Here is a 24,457-nt window from a genome sequence, read left to right as displayed (position 1 = left end):
GACGCAGCGGGTCGCTCAGTCGGTGAGTATAACTGGTTCTGTGGATTTGCAGGTTACCTTGTCGGACGGATTGGCATGAGCGCACAAGTCGAACAGCTGGAGTTTCAAGCGGAGGCACGTCAACTTCTGGACTTGATGGTCCATTCGGTCTACTCCAATAAAGATTCGTTTTTACGGGAGCTGATCTCGAATGCTTCCGACGCGCTGGACAAGCTGCGGCTTGAAGCGTTTCGGAACAAAGACCTGGACCCAAATATCGTTGACACTTCCGATCTGCACATCGAGATCGAGATAGATAAGGTTGAACGCACCTTGACCGTTCGTGATAACGGTATCGGTATGACCCGCGCGGAGGTGGTGGACCTGATCGGCACACTGGCCAAGTCAGGGACCGCCGAGCTACGTCAGAAGTTGCGTGCGGCCAAGAACGAGGCCGCCTCTGGAGAACTGATCGGTCAGTTCGGTATCGGCTTTTACTCGAGCTTCATGGTAGCCGATAAGGTCGAACTGCTCACGCGCAAGGCCGGTGACAGCGCGGCCACCAGATGGTCGTCGGGAGGGGAGGCTACTTATACCATCGAATCCGTCGACGATGCTCCGCAGGGAACGTCAGTCACGTTGCACCTCAAACCCGAAGACATCGAGGACGAGCTGCACGACTACACCTCGGAATGGAAGATCAGGGAGCTGATCAAGAAATATTCCGACTTCATAGCCTGGCCTATCCGAATGGAAGTCGAACGACGCACTCCGGCTGCCTCGGACGAAGAAGAGGCGGGGGACAAAGAGGACAAAGAGCAAGTCACCATCGAAACTCAGACCATCAACTCGATGAAGGCACTGTGGGCCAAGTCAAAAGACGAGGTCTCCGAGGACGAATATAAGGAATTCTACAAGCACATCGCCCACGCCTGGGATGACCCGCTCGAGGTCATCGCGATGAAGGCCGAAGGCACCTTCGAATACCAGGCGCTGCTCTTTATCCCGTCACATGCCCCGTTCGACCTTTTCAACTCCGACGCGAAGACCGGCGTGCAACTGTATGTTAAGCGCGTCTTCATCATGAACGACTGCGATCAGCTCATGCCGATGTACCTGCGCTTCGTCAAAGGGGTCGTCGATGCAGAGGACATGTCACTCAATGTTTCTCGCGAAATCCTGCAGCAGGATCGGCAAATTAATGCGATCCGCCGCCGGCTGACCAAGAAAGTCCTCTCGACAATCAAGGATCTGCAGTCTGAGCGACCACAAGACTACCGCACGTTCTGGACACAATTCGGCAAGGTCCTCAAAGAGGGCCTGGTGTCGGACTCCGACAATCGGGACACACTGCTTCAGATTTCGTCGTTCGCCTCGACGCACAGCGACGAAGAACCCACCACCCTGGCCAAATACGTAGAACGAATGAAAGACGGTCAAGGCCAAATCTTCTACGCCACTGGCGAATCGCGTCAGCAAGTTTTGAATTCTCCGCATCTCGAAGCATTCAAGGCCAAGGGCTACGAAGTTCTGCTGCTAACCGACCCTGTCGACGAAGTGTGGGTGGAAATGGCGCACGAATTCGACGGCAAGCCGTTGCAATCGGTGGCCAGGGGCGAGATCGACCTCGACTCCGAAGAGGAAAAGACGGCGCACGAAGCCGAGCGCAAGGAGAAGGAGCAGGATTTCGCCGGCCTGTTGAACTGGTTGAAAGAGACCTTGAATAATTGCGTCAAAGAGGTGCGGTTATCCACACGCCTCACCGAGTCGCCGGCCTGCCTGATCACTGACGCCTTCGGCATCACGCCGGCGCTGGCGCGCATGTACCAGGCTTCCGGACAGAACGTTCCGCTCGGAAAACGGATTTTGGAACTCAATCCGAATCATCCGCTTATCATCGGCCTGCAACAGGCGCACAAGGATGGCAGTGACGCTGTCCAGTTGCGTCGGCTCGCCGAGACTGCCGAATTGTTGTATGGCACCGCCCTTATAGCTGAAGGCGGCGCATTGGAGGATCCAGCAAAGTTCGCCGGACTGCTCGCGGATTTTCTGACCCGGTCGGTATAAGATGCACAGCGTACATCGCGACTGCACCAAAAAGCCTTGCTGTGCTATACTTTACACTTGCCGCATGATTTCGCTGGCGCAGATTGCGATTCCGTCGTACGTTGTGCTGCAACAGAACTAATGTGGCATAATGCGGTGGCCATTGCACCGACATCATGGTGAAACAGCGCAATCGGAGAACCATTATGCGCAGCAGAACAACTACGGTGGAACCGTGTTGACGCAGCGGGTCAGCCAAGCCAACCCTGACGGCAGCCGGCCGTTGCGCAGTTGGCAACGTCGAGCAATGGTGAAGTATTTGGCCAGCCAACCGCGCGACTTCCTGGTCGTTGCTACCCCTGGATCCGGGAAAACAACGTTCGCCCTAAGGGTGATGGCCGAACTGCTGAGTAGTCGCACCGTCGAGCAGGTCACTGTCGTCGTTCCCACCGAGCACCTCAAGGTCCAGTGGGCCCGGGCCGCGGCAGCCCGCGGTCTGGCGCTGGATCCGAAATTCTCGAACGCCAACCCACAGACTTCGCCGGAGTATCACGGCGTGACGGTAACCTACGCTCAGATCACCGCGCATCCGACGCTGCACCGGGTACGCACCGAAGGGCGCAGAACGTTGGTGATCTTTGATGAGATCCACCATGGTGGTGACACCAAAGCCTGGGGCGACGCTATCCGTAACGCCTTCAACGACGCGACACGCCGACTTGCGCTGACGGGCACGCCGTTTCGCAGCGACGACAACCCAATTCCGTTCGTCACTTACGCACCTGGCTCTGACGGGCTGATGCATTCGCAGGCCGACCACACCTATGGTTACGCTGAAGGCCTTGCCGACGGCGTGGTCCGTCCGGTGGTGTTCCTGGCCTACTCCGGGCAGGCACGCTGGCGAGATAGCGCAGGTGCGGAGCACGCGGCCCGACTGGGCGAGCCGCTGTCTGCCGAACAGACCGCACGGGCGTGGCGGACCGCGCTGGACCCCTCCGGAGAATGGATACCGGCGGTCATCTCCGCGGCCGATCAGCGACTGCACCAATTGCGTACGCACGTGCCCGACGCCGGCGGCATGATCATCGCATCCGATCAGACCACAGCCCGTGCGTATGCCAAACTGCTGGCGCAAATGACCTCAGAAGCTCCCACGTTGGTGTTGTCCGACGACCCCAATTCCTCCTCAGCCCACATCACCGAATTCGCTGAAAGCACCAATCGGTGGCTAGTCGCGGTCCGGATGGTCTCTGAGGGCGTCGACATACCCCGGCTGTCGGTGGGGATCTATGCCACCAGCGCCGCGACGCCGTTGTTCTTCGCACAGACCATCGGCCGGTTCGTGCGGTCTCGTCGGCCAGGAGAAACCGCAAGCATATTTGTCCCGTCGGTGCCTAATCTGCTCCAGCTGGCCAGTGAGTTGGAGGCACAGCGCAACCATGTGCTGAGCAAACCGCACCGCGAATCAACCGACAGTCCTCTCGACTGTGATCCCGCCACGAGGACACAAACCGAACAAGGCGACACCGAGAAGAGCTTCACCGCGCTAGGAGCCGACGCCGAACTGGATCAGGTCATTTTTGATGGATCATCATTCGGCACCGCCACCCCTGCCGGAAGTGAGGAAGAGGCCGATTACCTCGGTATACCTGGGTTGCTGGATGCCGATCAGATGCGAGCTCTGCTGCACCGACGTCAAGACGAGCAGCTTCAAAAACGTTCCGCCGCACAACAAACTTCATCGGCACCGGATCGGACCTCCGGAGTGCCGGTGTCGGTGCATGGCCAACTCCGCGAGCTACGCCGCGAACTCAACTCACTAGTCTCAATAGCCCATCACCGCACGGGCAAACCGCACGGCTGGATCCACAGTGAACTCCGACGACGCTGCGGGGGACCACTGATCGCCGCTGCGACCCGCGATCAGCTCAAAGCGCGCATTGATGCGGTGCGGCAGCTCAACACCGAGAAGTCATGAGCATCCGCACAACACACTGAGTAGGTGCTGTTCGACCATGGCCCGCAGCGCTGCGTCGACGCCCCTGGTTGACTTGGCTGGCCACACCACACAAAACATATAAGCCGCGGTCGAACCATACGTGTTGACCTTTGCCCATACGATGTCTACCCCGGCTCGCTCCAGCACCCAAGTTATCAGTGCGAGCAAACCGGTCCATTCCACGGTGCAGACCTCAAAGACTAACTGGTCTGGAGCAGCATTGTCGAGCCACAGGATGCGTGCCGCTACTAACGAACGCGTGAAGGACACTCCCGTCAGTACCTCCACCATTCTGGCAAACGACGAGCTCGAGGCCTCGCCGTCCCGCTTCTCTAGTATCTCAAGGACATCGATATCGCCAACCAGCTCACCAAGGAACTGCTGACGCAGCAGTCCGGCTACGACCGGGGGAGCCGAAGTACGGTGACACAACAAATTCGGTGATCGCGACACCGTGGTTGCTGTTCATCGACGCTAGCGTGGACTCGCAACAAATCCAACTCCTATACAGCGACGGCTTTCGAGACCAATCCCCGCGCATCCGGAGCGGCCATCACGGCAGTGTACATGCACGCACTATCGCCCAGCCTAATCTCCACTTCAACCCCGTTACTGGCAAAAATCAAAAGATTACGGGGCACAGTAGGATCCAATTACTGCAACGCCTCACCTCGCCACCAACATCCGACAACGATTGACCAAATCCTGGATCCGGGACGCCTTCCAGTCGGTCCACAGTGGCTTTCACATCCGCCTCGGGTCAACGCACGCAGTACTTCGAATAATAACGGATCGTCACCTAGAACCTCCGATACGTTCTCGAGGGTTCTCTAATCGTTCAGTGGCCACGATGGGCAGTAGCGGTCCACCGTCCACTTGTGCGCGACGTCGTAGGGCGAAAGGCCATGGATTGCAACCCAATTCCGGCAACAACCAGCCCCATAGCCCGATGTGGTCAAGCGCTTCGATGGTCACCACGGTGGTGGAGCCAGCGTTCAGCACGGCTAAAAACCATCTCATGTCCCACACGGCTACGAAGTTGGCATCTCGGCAGCGCTGGTGGCCAGACGACTCAGCGTGGCAGCGCTGATGAACAATCCGGTAGCGGCCGATGCGGCGGCCACGTGTAATAAGAGACCGGGGCCATCTTCGGGTTGGGCACTGCGGGCCAGCAAGATTTCACCGGCAAATTCGACGACGCTCTCGTCTAATGATCGCCGCTTGGGTCGCCGCCAGCTCGATATGCCACGCCGCAGCAATGCATTAACGATGGTTCGTAGCACAACTTCAGCGTGGTAAACAATGGTGCGGTCGGCGTCCAGACAGCATCCGTGCCAGATCGAATCGGTCACCAATGCGCAAGGCCGCACTGATGTCGTTCGGGTGCTGGGCCAACAACAAACCATGCCCGCGACCAGACATCTGATGCAGATCAATGCGAACATTGAGCAGGGATAAGATAGGCGGTATCCAGCGAACCCACGGACATATCGGGTTGTGGTACGCCGTGACGCTCGACGTCCAGCTCATCGAGCAACTGGACGTCGCGGAAGACCGCCACCACCTAATTGCAGGTCGGGCTCAGCACGCTCAGCTATCCGCAGACAACGCTTCCAGCGGGCATGCGTGCTGTCGACCAGCTCGTACATTCGGCCGGCGAATACCGCTGTGCCACTGACGTCGCACCCCGTAGAGCAACTTTACCGGTAGCCCCGCAGCACCGGCGATGTGGCGCGCTGCCAGCATGCCCAGGACAGTCACTATCTCGGTGTTAGCGACGACCAATGCCCCGAAGACGGTTCGCACGCTGTGATCAAGTTAAACATTCGCTTCCCATAATGGTACACCACTGCCGATTGGTAACCCATTGCAAAATGTCAATAGACATGTCGTCTTGCAATAGCATCAGATCCAGGTCGGAGTAGGGAAACAATGCATAGCGACCCAAGTCCACCGATTTCCACTATCGCGAAGCCGCCCGCATCGGCGGTTCCGACCTCGGCCATCTTGGCGATCAGCCTGGCCGCGTGCAGATCCAGCCGCACTTAGCGTAGCCGCGGCGCATCAAGTTGACAATTGCTGTTGAACAGCACCTTTCGCCACTCGTCTGCCATAAAACTTTCCATGCAAGCCGATACAGAGACACCGGACGGACCGGGCCGGCTGAGTTTCATAACCGCCCAGCCCGTTCACGGTGGATCAGCACTGTGCGGTTAACCTCATAACGCTCCAGATCCGCGTTCACCGGTGCATACTCGGATGACGGTCTTTCCCGGGATAACCTAGACTTTGCCGTTTCCTAATCTTGCCAATGTTCGCCGCACGGACAAGTGGACTGGGCCGACATGAAGGCAAAGTGGTAAGCTCCAGTGTGGCCCTTCTGCCGCCCGTAGCCTTGAAGTTGGCTGGCCATCACCCCCAGGACATCCATTTATTCTTTATTCGAGGTCTGCCTTGACGTCATCAAGTGTGAACGGCTTGACGATCGCGGTAATAAAATTCACTTCCGCGCTGCCTCCAACTCTGTCACCCAACAGCTACTTCTGGCCGTTACAGGTGCCCTCCACGCTAATAGAGTAAGTATAGAATCGGTTCGTCGGCTACCGCAAAATTGTAGGCTGTCTTGGCATGCCCAGCCTTGTCGATACCAGCGTTTTCATCGTCAGCGCCCAGCCGAAGCCTGATGGTGAATTCTAGGATCAACGCCAAGATATTAGTGTAGCGACACCAGAGTAGAACAAAATGCGGAAGGCGCCGATCGCTTGGCGAAGCCGCGCCCGCCATAGAACACCCTTTCCGACACCTCTGCCACGTCATTAATTGCTGAGCTCTCCGGGGCCCGCCAGCAACGTGCCCACTAGACCGCCAACCACGTGCACCCTGACCACGTCGAGGGAATCGTCAAAGCCAAGCCAGAACTTCGTCCCACAGACCACGCCGACCACCAATGCGCCCAGCACGTTGACCGACGAACAGGACAGCGTGATAGAGACCAGTCGGCGACAATTCCCAAGACCGCGCTCAGCGTTGTCGCCTTGCCACCGCAGATGCGCCAGTTGAGCACCGCCGCGGCAGTGGCGATCGTGGTGATGACGAACGTCGCCCATAGTCCGGCGAACAAAAACCAGACGCCGAACCGCATCCAGTCGGTCACGGCCCCCGACATTAGCGCGACCATGATGATCGCGAACATCAGTTGAAATACCACAAATACGCTGGTCGGCATCGTACCGGCCAGCGGGATATTCACCGCTGCAGTCTATGTGCTAAGACCCGTCGCAACGGCATTGACATCGATGAGCCCCTTCAGACCCCAGTATTTGGGTCGAGTTGCCGGCGACATTTCCGACATCGTTTCCAAAAACGAGCAAGTAGTCCTAGAGCACCCACAACACGGTCACCACACCCATCGCGTTGATATTAATCATGATCATGCTCAGCACACCCCTGGCGCGCCATGCCGCTATAGAAAAACGTCAGACCTGACGTCACCAACAGCACCAGCATAGAACTCGCCAATAGCCAGGCGGTGTCATTGGTATTGGGCTAGCCCAAGGACAGGGAATTTGTTCACTCGCTACCACCTCCGGGTGAGCGTTGACCTCCTATGTGCCCTCACAAGCGTGGCTAATAACCTGGTCCAAGAACCAGGCGGAATGGTTGTTGCAGCGACAGGGCCGCCATGCTTCAGCGGGATTAACGCCGCTCTGCGGTTCAAAAGGTTTACCCCAACAGAGCGTCAACAAAAGCGGCAGGTTCAAATGGCGCCAGGTCGTCCGGACCTTCACCCAGTCCGACCAGCTTCACTGGCACCCCAAGCTCACGTTGAACTCGAAAAACAATGCCGCCCTTAGCCGTTCCGTCTAGCTTAGTCAGCACGACACCGGTAATATCGAGTATTTCGGCGAAGACCCGAGCTTGCGCCAGCCCGTTTTGCCCGATCGTGGCGTCCAGGACCAATAATATCTCGTCAACCGCCGCGCGCCGAGTCACTACCCGCTTGACTTTATCGAGCTCGTCCATCAACCCCACCTTGGTATGCAGCCGCCCGGCGGTGTCGATGACCACAACGTCGGCGCCCGCGCTGATGCCCTTGTCGACGGCGTCGAACGCCACCGATGCCGGGTCAGCGCTTTCGGCGCCACGCACCAGCTCTGCACCCACCCGGCAAGCCCAGGTTTGCAGTTGGTCGGCAGCCGCGGCCCGGAAGGTGTCGGCCGCGCCGAGGACGACGCGTCGGCCGTCGGCTACCAAAACCCGCGCTAACTTTCCGACGGTGGTGGTCTTGCCGGTGCCGTTGACACCGACCATTAGAAGCACGGCAGGATAGTCGGCGTGCGGTAGAGCTCGGACCGAGCGATCCATGTCGGGTTGCAACTCACTGATTAATACGCCACGCAGAACAGCCCGAGCGTCGGCCTCAGTACGCACGTTGCTGCTGGCCAGCTGGCTGCGCAATGCAGATACCACCGATTCGGTGGCAACGGAGCCCAGATCGGCGATCAGCAGAGTGTCCTCGAGCTCTTGCCAGGAATCCTCATCCAGGTCACCGCCGCCGATCAAGCCCAGCATGCTGCGTCCGAACGCATTCTGCGTCCTGACGAGTCGCCCACGCAGCCGCTCCAATCGGCCTTCGGGTGGCGCAATGGCATCGCTTGGAGGGACCGCGGAAGATGCCGCCTCAGCTTCGGGAAGTAAAACGTCGGAGCTCATGCGCCCCGGCGCGTCGTGAGGCACGGCCACATCGTCCCCTACCGCCGGCGGTCCGCTGGTGTCGATGTGGTCCGCGGGCTGAACGGGCGGCGCGGTTTGGCTGAAGATAATGCCCGACGACGCGGTGTAGCCGCCAGAGCGATCGGTCATGCCAGGTTGAGGCCGGGATAGGCTGATCCGCCGACGACGATAACGCACCAGACCCAGAATCAAGACGGCGATGATAACCAAGGCAGCGATGATCGTGATGGCAACCCAAAAACCTTGCGACACGCTGCCATTGTTTCAGGGGCGAAACGCCCAGCGAACAACGAGGGTGAGACGCGCTCAAGTCGCGCTAGGAGGAACTGGTTACCAACGATTTCACCTGCTGACCGCGCATCCGCTGCGAGATCACCGCGGTGATGCCATCGCCCTGCATGGTGACACCGTACAGCGCGTCAGCGACTTCCATCGTCGGCTTCTGGTGCGTAATGATGATCAGCTGCGACTGACCACGCAGTTGCTCAAACAGATCAATCAAGCGGCGCAGATTGACATCGTCGAGCGCAGCCTCCACCTCATCCATAATGTAGAATGGCGACGGCCGGGCCTTAAAGATCGCCACCAACATCGCCACTGCAGTAAGTGACTTCTCGCCGCCGGACAGCAACGACAACCGGCTGACTTTCTTGCCTGGTGGACGTGCTTCTACCTCGATGCCAGTGGTGAGCATGTCACTCGGATCGGTCAGCCGTAACCGGCCCTCGCCACCGGGGAACAGCGAGGTAAAGACACCACGGAATTCGCGCTCCACGTCCGTAAAGGCGTCGCTGAACACCTGCAGGATGCGGGCATCGACATCGGCGACCACGGCAAGCAGATCCTTGCGGGCAGCCTTGACATCCTCCAGTTGGGTAGACAAAAAGTTATAGCGTTCCTCTAGCGCAGCGAACTCCTCCAGCGCGAGCGGATTGATCCTACCCAGCTCGGCTAGCTCACACTCGGCACGTTTAGCTCGGCGCTCCTGGGTAGCGCGGTCGTACGGCATCGAGGCAGGCACGGTAACTTGCTCGCCACGCTCGGCTGCCAGTTCAAATTCAGCCATCTCAAGCTCAGTCGGCGGTAGTGCAACCTGCGGACCATACTCGGTGACCAAATCGACCGACGCCATTCCGAACTGCTCCAGCACCAGCTGCTCGAGCTGTTCGATACGCAGTACCACCTGAGCATTGGCCACCTCGTCTCGGTGCAGCGAATCGGTAAGGGTGGCCACCCGGGCTCCTAGAATATTTGCTTCGCCGCGCACCGCCGTCATTGCGACTGATCGCTGCTGGCGCTCGGCAGCCAGTACAGCACGATGTTGTGCTGCCACGTCGACGATCTGGCTCAACCGGTACCCCAACAGCTGCCCGCAATCGGCTACCACTGCAGCCACCGCAGCCGCCTGTATTCGTGCGCCGTGCATTTGGGCGGCCTGCAACCGTACCTCGCGCTCAGCAACGGCCGCACGACGCAGAGAATCCGCCCGCCCGCGCACCGCATTGACGCGTTCCTCGGCGGTGCGCACCGCAAGCCGAGCTTCTACTTCGACACCACGGGCCTCCTCGACTGCAGCAGCAACCAGCTGCCGGCCCGCTGCAGAGTTTTCATCAGCAGCATACATATGCTGGGTCTGTTCGCCGTTGCGCAACCGGGTCTCGAGTTCAACGACCTCCTCAAGGGTCGCAGCACGTCCAATTTCTAATTCCTCACGCTGAGCCAGCAGCCTATGCCATTCTGCTTCGGCCGCGCGCTCCTCCTGGCTAAGACGCCCAAGGTGATCATAAACTGACAATATTGCGGTATCGGATTCGTTGAGTGCAGTCAGCGCCTGTTCAACGGCGTCGGAACAGGTGGCCTGTTCAGACAGTGCTTCGGACAGCGCGGCGCTTACTTGCGTCACCTGCGCCTCAGCGGCGGCCAACTCGGTGCCGGCCTTGTCGATCTCCGAAGTGATTTCCAGCGTCGACAGCTTGCGGTCAGAACCGCCACTCACCGAACCGGCGCCCACCAGATCGCCGTCAACGGTGACCACCCGCAACTGCGGGCGGATAGCTACCACACCCAACGCTTCGGCGAGGTCGTTTACCACCGCGACGTCCGAAAGCATGGCAATCAACGCGCCCTGCAGTCGCGGCGGTGCCCCAATCAAGTCGAGTGCCCGGAGGGCACCGTCGGGCAGCCCAGCAGCGTAAGTCGGCTCGGCATCTGCCGGCCAGTCTCCCAAGACGAGGGCCGCGTGGCCGGCGTCGGCTTCCTTGAGCGCAGCGAGTGCGCTGTGGGCCGCGCCCAAATTGTCAGCCGCCAGCGCGTCTGCCACCGGTCCGAGCGCCGCAGCCAATGCCGCCTCATACCCGGGACGCACCTTCACCAATTTGGCGATCGGGCCCAACAACCCTGTGCCACTGTGATTATGCGCAAGCCAAGCCGCACCGTCCTTACGCTCGAGTCTCACTGAAAGTGCGTCGATGCGGGCCCGTAGCGAAACCACCTGGCGTTCGGCGTTCCGTTCGGCGGACTGCAGTTCGGCCACACGTTCATCGGCGAACCGCAATGCTGCCACGGTCCGCTCGTGCTGCTCGTCAAGGCCGACCTCGCCCTTATCCAGTTCATCGACGTGACCCTGCACGGTTTCAAACTCCGCGCGGGTCTGCTGTGCACGTGTGGCGGCCTCCTCAATGCGCTCGGATAATCGCGCGATGCTGTCATCGATCGATTCGACGCGCGCCCGCATCGTCTCCACTTGGCCGGCCAACCGAGCTAAACTCTCACGCCGGTCTGCCTCTGCTCGGACCGCCTCCAGATGCGCCTTGTCGGCCTCGACGGCACAGTGCTCGCGGTCGATCAACTCAGCGTGGGCGATCTCCAATTGAGCGCGCGCCGCGGCCAGCTCCGCCAGCAGCTGCTGCTCAACGATCTCCATCTGCTGAGCCTCGGCTTCCAACGCGTCGGGATCGGTGTCACCCGATGTTGCCGGCTCGACATCAAGATGGTGGGCACGTTCACTGGCGATCCGAACTGTCGCACTGACTCGCTCCGCCAGGGCGGATAGACTGAACCAGGCCTGTTGGACAGACTCGGTGCGTCCTGAGAGTTCGGTTAGCGCGACCTCATGCGCCGCCAGTTCTTCGGCTGCGACTGCCAGCCGAGCGACCGCTTCATCATGCTCACGACGCATCGTCGTCTGGGCCTCGACGATCGCGTCTCGTTGTCCTTGTAGACTCACCAAATCGTCGGCGGCCAGTCGCAGCCGGGCATCGCGCAGATCAGCCTGAATGGTCGCGGCCCGTCGAGCTACTTCGGCTTGTCGGCCCAACGGTTTGAGTTGACGTCGCAGTTCGGTGTTCAGATCGGTGAGTCGGGCCAGGTTCACCGACATTGCGTCCAGTTTACGCAGGGCCTTTTCTTTGCGCTTGCGATGTTTTAGTACGCCCGCGGCTTCTTCGATAAAGGCCCGACGGCCCTCGGGCCGTGACTGCAAGATCTCATCAAGCTTGCCCTGCCCGACAATCACATGCATCTCGCGGCCGATCCCGGAGTCGCTCAGCAGTTCATGGACATCCATCAAACGGCAAATACTGCCGTTGATTTCGTATTCGGTGGCGCCATCGCGGAACATCCGTCTCGTGATCGATACTTCGGAGTACTCAATCGGTAGTGCGTTGTCGGAGTTGTCAATGGTCACGGTAACTTCGGCGCGTCCCAGCGGGGAACGGGACGATGTGCCGGCGAAAATGACGTCTTCCATCTTTCCGCCACGCAACGTCTTGGCTCCCTGCTCTCCCATGACCCATGCCAAGGCGTCGACGACATTGGACTTGCCGGAGCCATTAGGTCCGACAACAGCGGTAATGCCCGGCTCGAAACGTAGAGTCGTCGGCGATGCGAAGGACTTGAAGCCCTTCAGCGTCAGACTCTTGAGGTACACGACCAGCCAGCCTACCGGCGCGGCAGATCCACGTTACCCAGCTCTCCCCCGTGCATGAATTGAGACCGATCGAGCGTTCGCTGAAGCCACTGATCCACCAAGTGGTTGGGACTGCAATCAACGATCGCCTTGTCGACCTCACCCACCAGGCGTGGTGCTGCTCTAGCTGGTGCAGCAACGTCTCGCCGGTTCTACGCGGCCCCTTGGCGACCACCAGCACGCGGTCGTCAGCATGGTTGACCGTGTAACCGGTGAAGCCCAGATCCAGTGCCCGGCAGCGGGTCCACCAGCGGAAACCGACCCATTGGACCCATCCGTGCACCCAAACAGTAAGCTGAATGTCAGAAACCGACATCCGCCACCTTGAACGTCGCGGTGGTGCCGGGTTTGTTAGAGCGCGACCGACAGTGCAGAACAGGTCGATCGCACAGTCGACCACAACCACCAAGCGGGCCTCGTCGGCATCGGACAACCCCGACAGGTCGAGCTCGGGGTTGCTTGCAGCAGTAAGTATCACTCCTGACCGCGGCCCGCGCCGCCGGACACCTGCACCACCGCCTTGTAGTCATCCCCGAGCCGTCGTGCCAATGGCTCATCGCTGGACATCTCGCTGCACGCGACGCATGCGATCTTGAGCAACTCACCGGGAGTAAATACGCCGTCGACCTCCTCGGAGCCGACAAGTACCTGCGCACCTCGCGAACCATATCCTGTATAGCGGCGTATTCCAGTGCGTTCAACCTATCAGTTCGATCATGGCTTCTTTCTACCGGATGGTCGTTGCACCAAGATCGACAGCAGCGTGAAAAGGTCCGAGGCCGAAGTTACCATCGAGGCCGCGGCTGGCATCTCGGGCAGTAAAACGAAGAACGGTTCATGAACTTTTCCCGACGCATTACCGCGCCGCAGCGCCGGCAGCTTTCACCTTCGCGGCCATAGGCATCCAACAATCGGTCGAAGTAACCCGATTCGCCGTTTACGTTGACATACAACGAATCGAACGAAGTCCCGCCCTGGGCCAGCGCGTTGCGCATCACATTGGCAGCGGCATCCAGAACGGCGGCCAGCTGCCGACGGGTCAGCATGGCCGCGATCCGCACACCGTGCACTTTAGCCTGCCATAGCGCCTCATCGGCGTAGATGTTACCGACTCCGGACACCACTTGCTGATCGAGGAGCTGGCGCTTAATCTCGGAATGCTTGCGTCGCAACACTTTCACTACAGCTTCAGCATCGAACTTCGGGTCGAGCGGGTCGCGTGCCAAGTGGGCGACGGGCACCGGCAGCACATTGCCGTCCACCATCTTTAGGTCGGCGAGCAGCCACCCCCCGAAGGTCCGCTGATCAACGAAGCTCAACACGGTTCCGTCGTCAAGCAGCGTAGAGATCCGGACGTGATCGGCGCGCGGCACAGCCCCCAGCAACATTTGCCCGCTCATGCCGAGATGCACCACCAGCGCAGTGTCCGTGTCCAGCAGGAGCCACAGATATTTGCCGCGCCGATCAGTTCCGTTGATCCGGGTACCGAGCAGCCGGGCTGCGAAGTTAGCAGGCCCAGCAGCGTGGCGGCGCACCGCACGCGAATGATGCACCCGCACCGCAGTAATCGTCCTGCCTACGATACGGCACTGCAGGCCGCGCCGCACCACCTCGACTTCAGGCAGTTCGGGCATTTAATGAGGCTCGCAAGCGCAGTGGGTCATCAGCATCGACTACGCGGAAGTTTTCCCCACACCGTCCAGCACGTCGAGTGCTTTCCAAGCCGCTGATGCAGCTTTCTGTTCAGCCTCTTTCTTGGAATGGCCTACACCCGACCCGTACTCGGTGTCCATCACGACGACGACCGCAGTGAATTCTTTGTCGTGGTCCGGTCCAGTGGAGGTCACCGCATACGATGGCGCACCCATGCCGCGTGCTGCTGTTAGCTCCTGCAAGCTGGTCTTCCAATCCAACCCAGCTCCCAGGGTGGGCGCAGCATCCAGCAGCGCGCCGAACAACCGCAGAATCACCTGGCGGGCCACCTCGATACCGTGCTGCAGGTAGATTGCACCCAGCAGCGATTCCATGCCGTCGGCCAGGATGCTGGACTTATCGGCTCCCCCAGTATTTGCTTCGCCGCGGCCCAACAGCAAGTAACCGCCGAGACCCCCGTCGGATAAATTCCGCGCAACGTCGGCCAGTGCCTGGGTGTTGACTACGCTGGCCCGCAATTTGGCCAGATCCCCTTCCGAACGGTCAGGGTGGCGATGGAACAGCTCATCGGTGATGGTCAAACCCAGTACAGCGTCGCCGAGAAACTCCAAGCGCTCGTTGGTCGGCAACCCGCCGTGCTCGTAAGCATAACTGCGATGTGTCAACGCCAGCGAAAGCAGCTCATCAGGCAAATCGACGTCGAGCGCATCGAGCAGAGCTTGTGGGGGCTGGGTCACTGCTCACCCCACGATACGTCCGTTTTCGATGTCTGTAGAATTTCGGGCGCCAACATGTCACTCAACTTGGTCCAACGCGGGTCGATGTGGTCATGGTGATGCCGGGGATCAGCGGCCAACGAAACACCGCATTTTGCGCATAATCCAGGACAGTCCGGCCGGCACGTTGGCGCGAATGGGAGCTCGAGCCCGACGGCGTCGACGATAGACTGTTCAAGATCGATCGTGTTATCGACCACATGTCCGACCTGTTCACCCGCGGCGATCACCTCTGTCGCGCTGTCGGAACAGACAAACAGTTCGGTTAAGGTGACTTGCACGTGCCCATGGACCGCGGTCAAACAACGGGCACACTGACCCACCGTAGGCGCACTCAATGTACCAGTAACCAAAACACCCTCCGACACCGACTCCACCCGCAGGTCAAGGTCCATCGGAGCACCCCGCTCGATCACGATCAGCTCCAGTCCAATGCGTGCTGGGCTGGACAGGGTTTTTTGCAGGGTGACCATCGCTCCCGGTCGTCGCCCCAACCGGGTGATGTCGATCGCCATCGGCGAGGCCGGATGTCGCTGCGCCGTGACACCATGCTGCCGACCCATAACAGAAATCCTACGGCGCCCACCGCGTGGCGCCAGCGCAGCACTCACCAGTTCGCCATAGCGATGGTACTTAGCACAACGAGCTAGCGGGTCGCATAGTCGTGCATACCGGCCGCCGTGCGAAGCTGGTGACGGCCGCGCCCCACCGAACGGATCGTACCGTTGAGAAACTCCTCAAACTCGGCGAGCTTGTTGTCGACATAAATATCGCACTCGCCGCGCAGCCGGTCCGCCTCAGCGTGTGCCGCGTCGATGAGTCGGGTGGATTCAGCGTTAGCCGCCTGTACCACCTCGTTGTGCGACACCAGGCGCTGCTGTTCCTTGATACCCTCTTGGACGGCCTTTTCATAGGAGATATTGCCGTTTTCGATCAATCGGTCGCATTCGGATTGGGCGCGGCTGAGGCTGGCCTCGTACTCGCGTTTGGCTGCCGTCGCGATGCGAATCGACTCCTCACGAGCCTCCCCGAGCATCCGCTCGCTGTGTTGACGCGCCTCGCCGACCATACGCTCGGCCTGCGATTGCGCGTCAGACAGGATCCGATCAGCTTCCGCGCGCGCGTGGTTCAGCAATGACTCCGACTCGGTAGTCGCCGAAGAAACCATAGAATTGGCATGCGCCTTGGCCTCGTTGAGCATCGAATCGCGCGCGTCGAGCACATCCTGGGCATCGTCCAGCTCACCCGGGATCGCATCTTTGACATCATCGATTAACTCCAACACATCGCCACGGGGTACCACACAACCTGCCGTCATCGGCACACCGCGAGCTTCTTCGACAATAGTACCCAATTCGTCCAGCGCTTCAAAGACTCGGTACACAGCCATACCCTCCTGGCATCGTTGGTTGTTACCAGTGTGCCTGCTGTTACCGCTGCGACCATGCTGTCGGCTCGGTGTGTCGGACATTAGTCCGACGACCGGCAGTGCCAAGACCAGCGCCGAAGGATTGAAAATTTACCCATAGGGGGTACTATGACGACGTTTTGACACCGACCATCGCACCCGGACTGAATGTGAGGACTCAGTACTGACAGCAGTTGGTTTAACCCCTGGCTCTAGTGGGGTTGATGGCGTGCGAGATCTGGTGGGCGTTGATCCTTGGATTCGTCTTATCGTGCAGTGGTGCAGGCCGTGGTCCGTCGCTCGACGCTCGTGGCACTGCTAGGAGACGATCGACCACGCAACCTAGCCGTCAAACCAGGTTGGACTTGGCATCATAATGTCTCCCTACGCCGTGGCGGCTTTAGCTTGACCGCTGTTACGTAAGGGCGCCAATTTCACGCCCGCCATAGTATTCGAGATCAGCTCCACCAATCTGGTGTTGGAATTAGGCACCAGCTTGGCTCTGCTGATGGGCTGGCAATTCAACGTCGCAGAGTTCGTCGACGGCCCACTGATGATCATTATACTGGCTGTCTCGTTCCGGTTGTTCGTACACCCCAGCTCATCAATGAAGCCCGCCAACGGGCCGAACGGGGAACCGCCGGCTAGATGGAAGACCACGCTGGTTATGGACATGTCAATCCGAGAAGCAGGATCGTTCTGGCAACGGCTCTGTTCTCTCCGCAAGGCTTTCTCACATGCGTTCGTCATGAAGTGGCTAGCGATCCTGCGTGATCTTGTTCTGGGCCTACTAATCGCCTAATCGCCGGCGCCATCGAAACAATGGAGTACCCCAAACCGCTTAGACAGAACTTTTTTCGCCAATCACCTGGGCGGGCAGCGTTGTAGAAGCCTATTGCAGGACCCCTCTTTGAGCAATTGTGTCCTTCGCCTGCCCAATCGGCAATGTGTCACTTGCCGCGGTGCTGTGAAACGAAGAAACCAGTTTTAGCGGTGTCATCACGTTCATCTTCGTCGACCTGTTGATCCTGACCAGCGCAACGCCACGGTCATGCACACGGCGATCTTGTGGGACTATATTGCCTACCTCAATATCTACTGCCTACCTCAATATCGTTTTCTTCTTTGTGGCGCTGCTGGTCTCCCGGTTCGTGACTCCAGGGGGATTGTCGATGGTGCACATGATGGGCGGCTCTCCCCGCCCCAAAACAGGACCACCACGATCACCGTCACCTAATAGCCGCGTCTACCTGCGTATAACTTCTCCGCACGTCGGCCTCTAGCGATACTATTCGCACTTGTTTTCGAGTAACTGCGTGGAAATCTAGTGAGGTCTTTGATATGCTAGATAACATAATATCGTAGCTGACGGGGACCTTGTTTAGATGCATTAACCACTCCGGAACGACTGGCCCTGTTGCAACGGTGCGAGATGGTGTGCCGTCAGCTACCTGCCTTTGAGTACGGCTTGATAAATCAGATCGCCGAGCAGTCTGATTCCAAACAGCTCGGCGGCACACTGCCCGCGGCGTTGGCGAGCCGACTGCACATGGCTGGTGGCGAGGCCAACGCCGGGTCGCCGAGACGGCTGACTTAAGCCTCCGAGCGCACCTCGACCGGTCAACCGTTGCCACCGTTGTTGACCGCTACAGCCGGGGACCATCGCGACGAGTGCTTCGGGATCTACCACGTACAGGTAATCCGCAACTTTTTCACCGGCTATTCAGCTGGGTGAACATCGAGACCCACAAGCAGGCCGAAGCGCATTCGGCTAGGCTGGCCACCAAGTTTCGCCCCGACCAACTGACCGAGCTAGCCGACCGGCTTGGCCAGCTGCCGTAATCCGGACGCAAACTATACTGATGGGGATCGCTCCCGCCGAGACGGCCTAACCTTGGGCAAGCAAAACACCGACGGGATGGCTCGCCTTAACGATTGGCTGACCCCCGAGACACACGCCACCGTGGAGACAGTGTTAGCCAAACTGATCGCCCCCGACATGGCCAACCCTGAAGATCAGTCCTCCGTGGCCGACGGACCGCCCGCACTGGAAACAATTTACGCGATACCCGCTTGCCGAGCCAGCACAACCACAACGCCTTCAACGCAACATTGAAAGCACTGCTGATGTTCGGAAAGCTGTTTCAGCACAATGGGGCAGCGGCTACCATCATGGCTTACACCACGCTCGAAAAGTTTGGAATCGGCGGCCAGCAAGGTACTCACCGGCGACAGCACCATCTTAATCTATAAGCTACCGTGATCCGCCTGGTACAGCATGCCCCCCCATTACCCGGCGATCTTCGACAACAGCAAAGCCCTCGCGCTATACCACACGAAACAGCTGGCCTCCCCAACACAGCGAATCATGGTGCACGTCAACAATCGTAGCTGAACCGCACCCGGACAGGATGTATCCGGCTACTATTACGAGGTCTATCATGTCACCGCCTATGCGAAGTGCAGGACGATTGACGTCAATAACCTGACCTTGAAACCATAAAATCCTTGATAAGATTAAGTCACCCGCAAGCAAAAAGACCCTATCTAAAGAATAGATCCCACCACCATACCTAGACCACGGCCAGCCACACACCAACAGCTTTCACCATCCTGAAAAGCTGCTTCGTGACGACTAAAAAACGACGGCGAGCTGTAGCTAACCGCCGACATCGGCTGGCTGATGCTTGCCCGCCAGTAAAACCTACTGTGGCTTAACTACTGCCGGACATCTTTTCCCGGAATCGGCGGTTCACCGGTTCCGGTAAAAGCTCCGACACATCGCCGGCTAGCATCGCAACCTCTTTGGCCAACGACGACGACACGAACGAATACCGTGGCGCCGTCGCAACGAAAAAGGTGTCGACGCCAGCGATGTGTTTGTTCATCTGCGCCATCTGCAGCTCATATTCGAAATCCGTGCCAGTGCGCAGACCCTTCACGATGGCCGTCATCCCGTGGGACCTGACGAAGTCGACCACCAGCCCTTCTCCGACCTCCACACGCACGTTGGGCAGGTGCGTCGTCGACTCAATGATCATCGCAATCCGCTCGTCAAGATCGAACGTGCCCTTCTTGGCGGGGTTGATCAAGATCGCGACCACCACCTCGTCGAACTGAGCTGCAGCGCGTTCAAAGACGTCGATGTGGCCCAACGTCACCGGGTCGAATGACCCCGGACATACCGCGCCGCTCATGACCGAGACGCTACACGGCTACTCAGACCAGTTCGGCAAGCTCCAGACGGGTGTCACCGTACCTGCGCGATCGCCACGGACTCCATTCGACCGGCCAAGTCAGCGGCACACTCGCGGCGTTACACTCTACCACCGCAATAGTTCCCGGTCGCGCCCAGCCGTGGGAGGTCAACGCGGCCAACACGGCTTCGACCTCGGCAGTGTCGGTCGTGTAGGGCGGGTCGGCCAACACCAGATCCACCGGCAACTCGGTTCCGCCGGCCAGGACGGTTGCCACCGGGCCGCGGCACAGCCTGGCACCAGCTAAACCCAAGGCCGCCACGTTGCGCTCGATGACGGCAACCGTGCGCTGGTCGGATTCCACAAACAGCGCCGACGCCGTTCCACGCGACAGCGCCTCCAGGCCGAGCGCACCTGAACCGGCGTAGAGGTCCAACACCGCCAAACCGGTCAAATCCCGCCGTGCAGCCACGATGTTAAAAAGCGACTCACGCACCCGATCAGTAGTCGGCCTGGTCCCCCGTCGTGGAACAACGATGTGCCTTCCCCGCGCTACGCCGCCAATGATTCGGGTCACCTGCGCCGCTCCTCTTCATCGCTTCGCTCTGTATCGTCGCCGGCTCAGTCAATTCAAGCACCACCAGCAAGTCTCCGCTCTCCACCACGGCGGTATTAGACACCGCTACCCGTGCTACAACAGCGTCCCTCGGGGCGGTAATCGGGGCTTCCATCTTCATCACCTCGATGCTGGCGATGGTCTGGCCGACGCTGACTTGGTCGCCGACGGACACTGCCACGGTGACGACTCCAGCGAACGGTGCCGCAATATGTCCGGGATTACTGCGGTCGGCCTTCTCGGCGGTCGGGACAACGCTGGAGATGCTGCGGTCACGCACCAGGATCGGCCGCAGTTGACCATTGATAATACACACCACTGTTCGCATACCACGCTCGTCGGGCTCGGAAATGGCCTCCAGCCCGATCAACAGCTCAACCCCGGGCTCTAGTACCACCCTGTGTTCTTCATCCTGGCGAAGGCCGTAGAAGAACTGGTTGACCGACAATTGTGAAGTATCGCCATAGGTCTCTCTGTGTTCCTCGAATTCCTTTGTTGGAACTGGGAATAACAACCTGTTTAAGGTAGCTCGACGCTTCGGACCGGCCAATGATAAGGCTGCCTCATCGTCGTTGGCTAACTGCTGAATGGGCTTGGTCGGAGCACGGCCGGCCAGCGTCATCGTCCGCAACGGTTCGGGCCACCCGCCGGGCGGATCACCAAGCGCGCCCCGCAAGAACCCCATCACTGAATCCGGGATATCGAATCGCTCTGGATCCGAGGCAAATTCATCTGCACTTATCCCAGCGCCGACCAACGCCAGCGCTAGATCGCCGACCACTTTCGACGTCGGCGTGACCTTGACCAACCTGCCCAACACACGGTCAGCCCCCGCATAGGCCTCCTCAACCTCCTCGAATCGATCCCCCAGCCCCAGTGCAATCGCTTGCTGACGAAGATTGGATAACTGGCCACCCGGAATCTCATGGTTATAGACCCGCCCCGTCGGATAAGGAAGCCCAAGTTCGAAGGGTGCGTAGGATTTTCGTAGCACTTCCCAGTACGGCTCTAGTGCACATACCGCAGAGAGCGACAGACCGGTGTCGTACTCGGTGTGTGCTGTAGCAGCTACAATTGAACTCAGCGCAGGCTGACTGGTGGTTCCTGCCATCGGTGCGGCAGCCCCGTCGACGGCGTCAGCCCCAGCCTGCCATGCAGCCATATAGCTGGCCAGCTGCCCACCTGGTGTATCGTGGGTGTGCACGTGCACGGGCAGATCAAAACGACTACGCAACGCACCAACCAACCGCCGCGCTGCCGGTGGCCGCAACAGTCCTGCCATATCCTTGACAGCCAGCACGTGTGCGCCAGCACCCACTATCTGTTCGGCTAGGCTCAAGTAATAGTCTAGGGTGTAGAGTGACTCCCCCGGGTCAGACAGATCACCGGTATAACACATAGCGACTTCTGCTACTGCACAACCAGTTTCATGTACCGCATCGATCGCCGGGCGCATCGACTCAACGTTGTTGAGCGCGTCAAAAATTCGGAAGATGTCAACACCGGTGGCTGTTGCCTCCGCCACAAACGCCGAAGTAACCACTTCCGGATACGGTGCGTAGCCGACCGTGTTGCGGCCCCGCAGCAGCATCTGCAAGCAGATGTTAGGCAGCGCATCACGTAGTGTCGCCAACCGATCCCAGGGATCTTCCTTGAGGAAACGCAGCGCCACACGTGCGTAGCGCCACCCCAACACTCCACCGACAATAACTGTGGCGTAATCCGGGCTAGATATGGTGCTATCCTAGCCAACCCGCTGGTACGCACTCGGGTAGCCAGCAGCGATTGGTGGGCGTCGCGAAACGTCGTATCGGTAACCCTGACCGCTGCCGATTCCCGCAGCCAGCGCGCAAAACGCTGGGGCCCCAGCTCAACCAATCGCTGCTTGGATCCGTCCGGGGGCCGGGTGTGTAGATCAATGTCGGGAAGCTTGTCGTCCGGATACACCGTTGACGGCCGCAAACCGTGCGGTTGGTTGACGGTGACATCGGCCAGATAACTGAGGATCTTGGTACCACGATCGGCCAAGGCGCGCGCGGTCAACAACTGCGGCCGCTCGTCAATGAACGACGTGATGAGGCGGCCAGCCTGAAAGTCCGGGTCATCCAGGACCGCCCGTAAAAAGGGAATATTCGTCGATATCCCACGAATCCGGAACTCCGCGATCGCCCGGCGCGCCCTGCTCACGGCCGTCGGAAAGTCACGACCCCGGCAGGTCAGCTTGACCAGCATGGAATCGAAGTGTGCGCTGATCTCGGCGCCGAGGTTGGTGTTGCCGTCCAACCGGATACCTGCCCCACCGGGGCTACGGTACGCGCTGATACGACCAGTGTCGGGCCGAAAGCCGTTAGCCGGATCCTCAGTGGTGATCCGACACTGCAACGCTGCACCGTGCGGCCGAATGCCCTGCTGGCTCAGACCAAGCTCGTCGAGCGACACTCCAGCGGCGATCCGCAGCTGACTGGAGACCAAGTCAACATCGGTAATCTCCTCAGTGACGGTGTGCTCCACCTGAATCCGCGGATTCATCTCGATGAACACATACTGGCCGCTCTCGTTCAACAGAAACTCCACCGTGCCGGCACAGCTATACCCGATATGCCTCGCAAACGCGACTGCGTCAGCGCACATTTGATCGCGCAGCTCTGTAGGCAAGCCCGGCGCAGGCGCCAGTTCGATGAGCTTTTGATGGCGACGCTGCACACTGCAGTCGCGCTCGTAGAGGCGGATCACATTGCCGAAGGTGTCGGCAAGGATCTGCACCTCGATGTGACGTGGTTGCAGCATCGCCTGTTCGAGATAAACCGTGGGGTCCCCGAACGCGGACTCGGCTTCTCGGCTGGCAGCGCCGATTGCTTCGGGCAGCGCACTGACGTCGCTGACGTGGCGCATACCGCGACCGCCGCCGCCGGCAACCGCTTTGACAAACAACGGGAACCGGATACCAGTCTCGCCTGATTCCAGGGCAGACACCAGCTTATCAACCGAGGCCGACGGCGCCGACGACATGAGCACAGGCAGGCCGGCTGCGCGGGCCGCAGTGATCGCCCGGAACTTGTTTCCGGTTAGCTTAAGCACTTCGGCGTTCGGGCCGACGAACGTGATGCCCGCGGCGACGCAGGCCGCAGCTAATTCTGGGTTTTCCGACAAAAACCCGTAGCCGGGATAGACAGCGTCGGCACCAGCGCGGCGAGCCGTGTTAACGATTTCGTCGACTGATAAGTACGCTCGGACCGGATGGCCAATATCGCCGATCTGATAAGACTCGTCAGCTTTCAGTCGATGCTGCGAATTGCGATCCTCATAAGGATACACTGCCACCGTGCTGATACCCAGTTCGTAAGCAGCACGAAAAGCGCGGATCGCGATCTCCCCGCGATTGGCTACCAACACTTTGGAAAACACGCGCGGCCCCTAAAGCCGATAACTCATAAGTAGTGTGGACCAATAGTAGTTCCAGAACCGCACCGCGATCAGCAGAAACACCGTAATGAACCACAGAGTGGCGATCGACCATCGCCATTGGTGAATCCCCCGGGCTATGATTTTGGTCCAGCTAGTTGGCCCCTCAAGCAGGGGACGAAAAACGATAGAGGTGACCACTACCAGCAGCGAAACGCTGACCGTCCAGACCACGATACAGTAAGGACACAACGCCCCGATGCGGTATAGGCTCTGGAAGATCAGCCAATGCACAAACCCCACGCTAATCAGCGTCCCGACCGTCAGTCCGATCCAATACCATTGTGGCAGTGAAATTTTCGCGACAGACAGCACGCCGGTGACCGTCACCAAAGTAAAGCCTACGATGCCAAACAACGAGTTGGGAAACCCCAGTACCGACGCCTGTGGCGTGATCATTACCGAACCGCACGCAACGATCGGGTTGACGTTGCACGACGGCACGTAGGCTGGGTTAAGCAAAATTCTGATCTTCTCAACCGTCAATGTCATCGAAGCGACTAAGCCAATCACACCCGATACCAGCACCCACCACGCGGTGGGCACTGGTATCAGCAATTCGCTGGCCGGAGTCGTTGTCGAGTCGCCGGGACGCTCAACAGGCTGTGCTGACACCGAGT

At 59.4% G+C, this 24,457-nt stretch carries 17 protein-coding genes and 6 pseudogenes; 6 read left to right on the top strand and 17 right to left on the bottom strand.

The features are described 5' to 3' along the window. The first annotated feature begins 75 nt into the window (after positions 1 to 75). Both htpG and MUBE_RS09455 read left to right on the top strand, forming a co-directional pair. Positions 76 to 2,046, top strand: a complete 1,971-nt coding sequence (gene htpG / locus MUBE_RS09460) for a molecular chaperone HtpG (protein ID WP_116540331.1) — start codon at positions 76 to 78, stop codon at positions 2,044 to 2,046. A 286-nt stretch (positions 2,047 to 2,332) separates the two neighbouring features. After that, entirely contained in the window at positions 2,333 to 4,003 is a 1,671-nt protein-coding gene (locus MUBE_RS09455; protein WP_424399077.1) for a DEAD/DEAH box helicase, read from the top strand. Here the strand turns inward: MUBE_RS09455 and MUBE_RS20310 are convergent. From MUBE_RS20310 to sepIVA, 13 genes and pseudogenes are all read right to left on the bottom strand, one after another. Then, positions 3,998 to 4,477 carry a hypothetical protein gene (locus tag MUBE_RS20310; RefSeq protein WP_424399071.1) on the bottom strand — a complete coding sequence of 160 codons (480 nt, stop codon included), beginning with the start codon at positions 4,475 to 4,477 and terminating at the stop codon, positions 3,998 to 4,000. The two genes, MUBE_RS09455 and MUBE_RS20310, sit on opposite strands and share 6 nt — an antisense overlap. A gap of 219 nt (positions 4,478 to 4,696) precedes the next feature. Further along, positions 4,697 to 6,198 (bottom strand): annotated as a pseudogene (locus MUBE_RS09450) (bifunctional uridylyltransferase/uridylyl-removing enzyme family protein); the annotation flags it as partial. A gap of 184 nt (positions 6,199 to 6,382) precedes the next feature. Next, positions 6,383 to 6,528, bottom strand: a pseudogene (locus MUBE_RS20305) (P-II family nitrogen regulator); the annotation flags it as partial. A gap of 64 nt (positions 6,529 to 6,592) precedes the next feature. Further along, positions 6,593 to 6,733 (bottom strand): hypothetical protein, encoded by a 141-nt coding sequence (locus MUBE_RS20735; protein ID WP_481318835.1) that lies wholly within the window; start codon positions 6,731 to 6,733, stop codon positions 6,593 to 6,595. Between the two features lie 134 nt (positions 6,734 to 6,867). Continuing rightward, positions 6,868 to 7,598 (bottom strand): annotated as a pseudogene (locus MUBE_RS09440) (hypothetical protein); the annotation flags it as partial. Positions 7,599 to 7,747: 149 nt separating this feature from the next. Continuing rightward, positions 7,748 to 9,010, bottom strand: a complete 1,263-nt coding sequence (ftsY, locus tag MUBE_RS09435) for a signal recognition particle-docking protein FtsY (protein WP_116540329.1) — start codon at positions 9,008 to 9,010, stop codon at positions 7,748 to 7,750. 64 nt (positions 9,011 to 9,074) lie between these two features. Next, positions 9,075 to 12,686, bottom strand: a complete 3,612-nt coding sequence (gene smc, locus MUBE_RS09430; RefSeq protein ID WP_116540328.1) for a chromosome segregation protein SMC — start codon at positions 12,684 to 12,686, stop codon at positions 9,075 to 9,077. 127 nt (positions 12,687 to 12,813) lie between these two features. Beyond that, positions 12,814 to 13,041, bottom strand: a pseudogene (locus MUBE_RS09425) (acylphosphatase); the annotation flags it as partial. Then, a pseudogene (locus MUBE_RS09420) lies at positions 13,028 to 13,412 on the bottom strand (OsmC family protein). The pseudogenes MUBE_RS09425 and MUBE_RS09420, both read right to left, overlap by 14 nt. Before the next feature lie 98 nt (positions 13,413 to 13,510). After that, positions 13,511 to 14,359: a DNA-formamidopyrimidine glycosylase gene (gene mutM, locus MUBE_RS09415; RefSeq protein WP_116540327.1), complete on the bottom strand. Its 849-nt coding sequence runs from the start codon at positions 14,357 to 14,359 to the stop codon at positions 13,511 to 13,513. Positions 14,360 to 14,398: 39 nt separating this feature from the next. Next, the gene (gene rnc, locus MUBE_RS09410; protein WP_116540326.1) at positions 14,399 to 15,115 is read right to left on the bottom strand and encodes a ribonuclease III; all 717 of its coding nucleotides are present in this window, start codon (positions 15,113 to 15,115) and stop codon (positions 14,399 to 14,401) included. Next, entirely contained in the window at positions 15,112 to 15,765 is a 654-nt protein-coding gene (locus MUBE_RS09405) for a YceD family protein (protein WP_207801686.1), read from the bottom strand. Before MUBE_RS09405 ends, rnc begins: the two co-directional genes overlap by 4 nt. 35 nt (positions 15,766 to 15,800) lie before the next feature. Next, the gene (gene sepIVA, locus MUBE_RS09400; RefSeq protein ID WP_116540435.1) at positions 15,801 to 16,538 is read right to left on the bottom strand and encodes a cell division protein SepIVA; all 738 of its coding nucleotides are present in this window, start codon (positions 16,536 to 16,538) and stop codon (positions 15,801 to 15,803) included. A 436-nt stretch (positions 16,539 to 16,974) separates the two neighbouring features. Between sepIVA and MUBE_RS09395 the strand changes: the two genes are divergently transcribed. The 4 genes from MUBE_RS09395 (at position 16,975) to MUBE_RS17970 (ending at position 18,815) form a co-directional block, all read left to right on the top strand. After that, the gene (locus tag MUBE_RS09395; protein WP_116540324.1) at positions 16,975 to 17,364 is read left to right on the top strand and encodes a permease; all 390 of its coding nucleotides are present in this window, start codon (positions 16,975 to 16,977) and stop codon (positions 17,362 to 17,364) included. Positions 17,365 to 17,979: 615 nt separating this feature from the next. Further along, the gene (locus tag MUBE_RS17980; RefSeq protein ID WP_243632975.1) at positions 17,980 to 18,159 is read left to right on the top strand and encodes a DUF222 domain-containing protein; all 180 of its coding nucleotides are present in this window, start codon (positions 17,980 to 17,982) and stop codon (positions 18,157 to 18,159) included. Between the two features lie 228 nt (positions 18,160 to 18,387). Beyond that, complete coding sequence (locus tag MUBE_RS17975; protein ID WP_243632974.1) at positions 18,388 to 18,678, top strand: DUF222 domain-containing protein; 291 nt, start codon at positions 18,388 to 18,390, stop codon at positions 18,676 to 18,678. Next, entirely contained in the window at positions 18,636 to 18,815 is a 180-nt protein-coding gene (locus tag MUBE_RS17970) for a hypothetical protein (protein ID WP_341537704.1), read from the top strand. Before MUBE_RS17975 ends, MUBE_RS17970 begins: the two co-directional genes overlap by 43 nt. 461 nt (positions 18,816 to 19,276) lie before the next feature. On the opposite strand, the gene coaD is transcribed toward MUBE_RS17970, so the two are convergent. From coaD to MUBE_RS09370, 4 genes and pseudogenes are all read right to left on the bottom strand, one after another. Further along, positions 19,277 to 19,759: a pantetheine-phosphate adenylyltransferase gene (gene coaD / locus MUBE_RS09385; protein ID WP_116540323.1), complete on the bottom strand. Its 483-nt coding sequence runs from the start codon at positions 19,757 to 19,759 to the stop codon at positions 19,277 to 19,279. 22 nt (positions 19,760 to 19,781) lie between these two features. Further along, a complete protein-coding gene (rsmD, locus tag MUBE_RS09380; protein WP_116540322.1) occupies positions 19,782 to 20,336 on the bottom strand; it encodes a 16S rRNA (guanine(966)-N(2))-methyltransferase RsmD in 555 nt (184 codons plus the stop codon). 55 nt (positions 20,337 to 20,391) lie between these two features. After that, positions 20,392 to 23,780, bottom strand: a pseudogene (locus MUBE_RS09375) (pyruvate carboxylase); the annotation flags it as partial. 9 nt (positions 23,781 to 23,789) lie between these two features. Continuing rightward, positions 23,790 to 24,452, bottom strand: coding sequence for a vitamin K epoxide reductase family protein (locus MUBE_RS09370; protein WP_116540321.1), 663 nt, complete (start codon positions 24,450 to 24,452; stop codon positions 23,790 to 23,792). Positions 24,453 to 24,457: the final 5 nt, after the last annotated feature.

This window comes from Mycobacterium uberis (assembly GCF_003408705.1).
GTDB lineage: Bacteria > Actinomycetota > Actinomycetes > Mycobacteriales > Mycobacteriaceae > Mycobacterium > Mycobacterium uberis.
Note: the sequence above shows the minus strand (reverse complement) of the source record. Positions and strands in the feature narration are given on the sequence as shown.

Coding starts and splice junctions, on each gene's coding strand:
- mutM (WP_116540327.1), bottom strand. CDS start 14,359: ATGCCCGAACTGCCTGAAGTCGAGGTGGTGCGGCGCGGCCTGCAGTGC.
- htpG (WP_116540331.1), top strand. CDS start 76: ATGAGCGCACAAGTCGAACAGCTGGAGTTTCAAGCGGAGGCACGTCAA.
- MUBE_RS09455 (WP_424399077.1), top strand. CDS start 2,333: ATGGTGAAGTATTTGGCCAGCCAACCGCGCGACTTCCTGGTCGTTGCT.
- coaD (WP_116540323.1), bottom strand. CDS start 19,759: ATGAGCGGCGCGGTATGTCCGGGGTCATTCGACCCGGTGACGTTGGGC.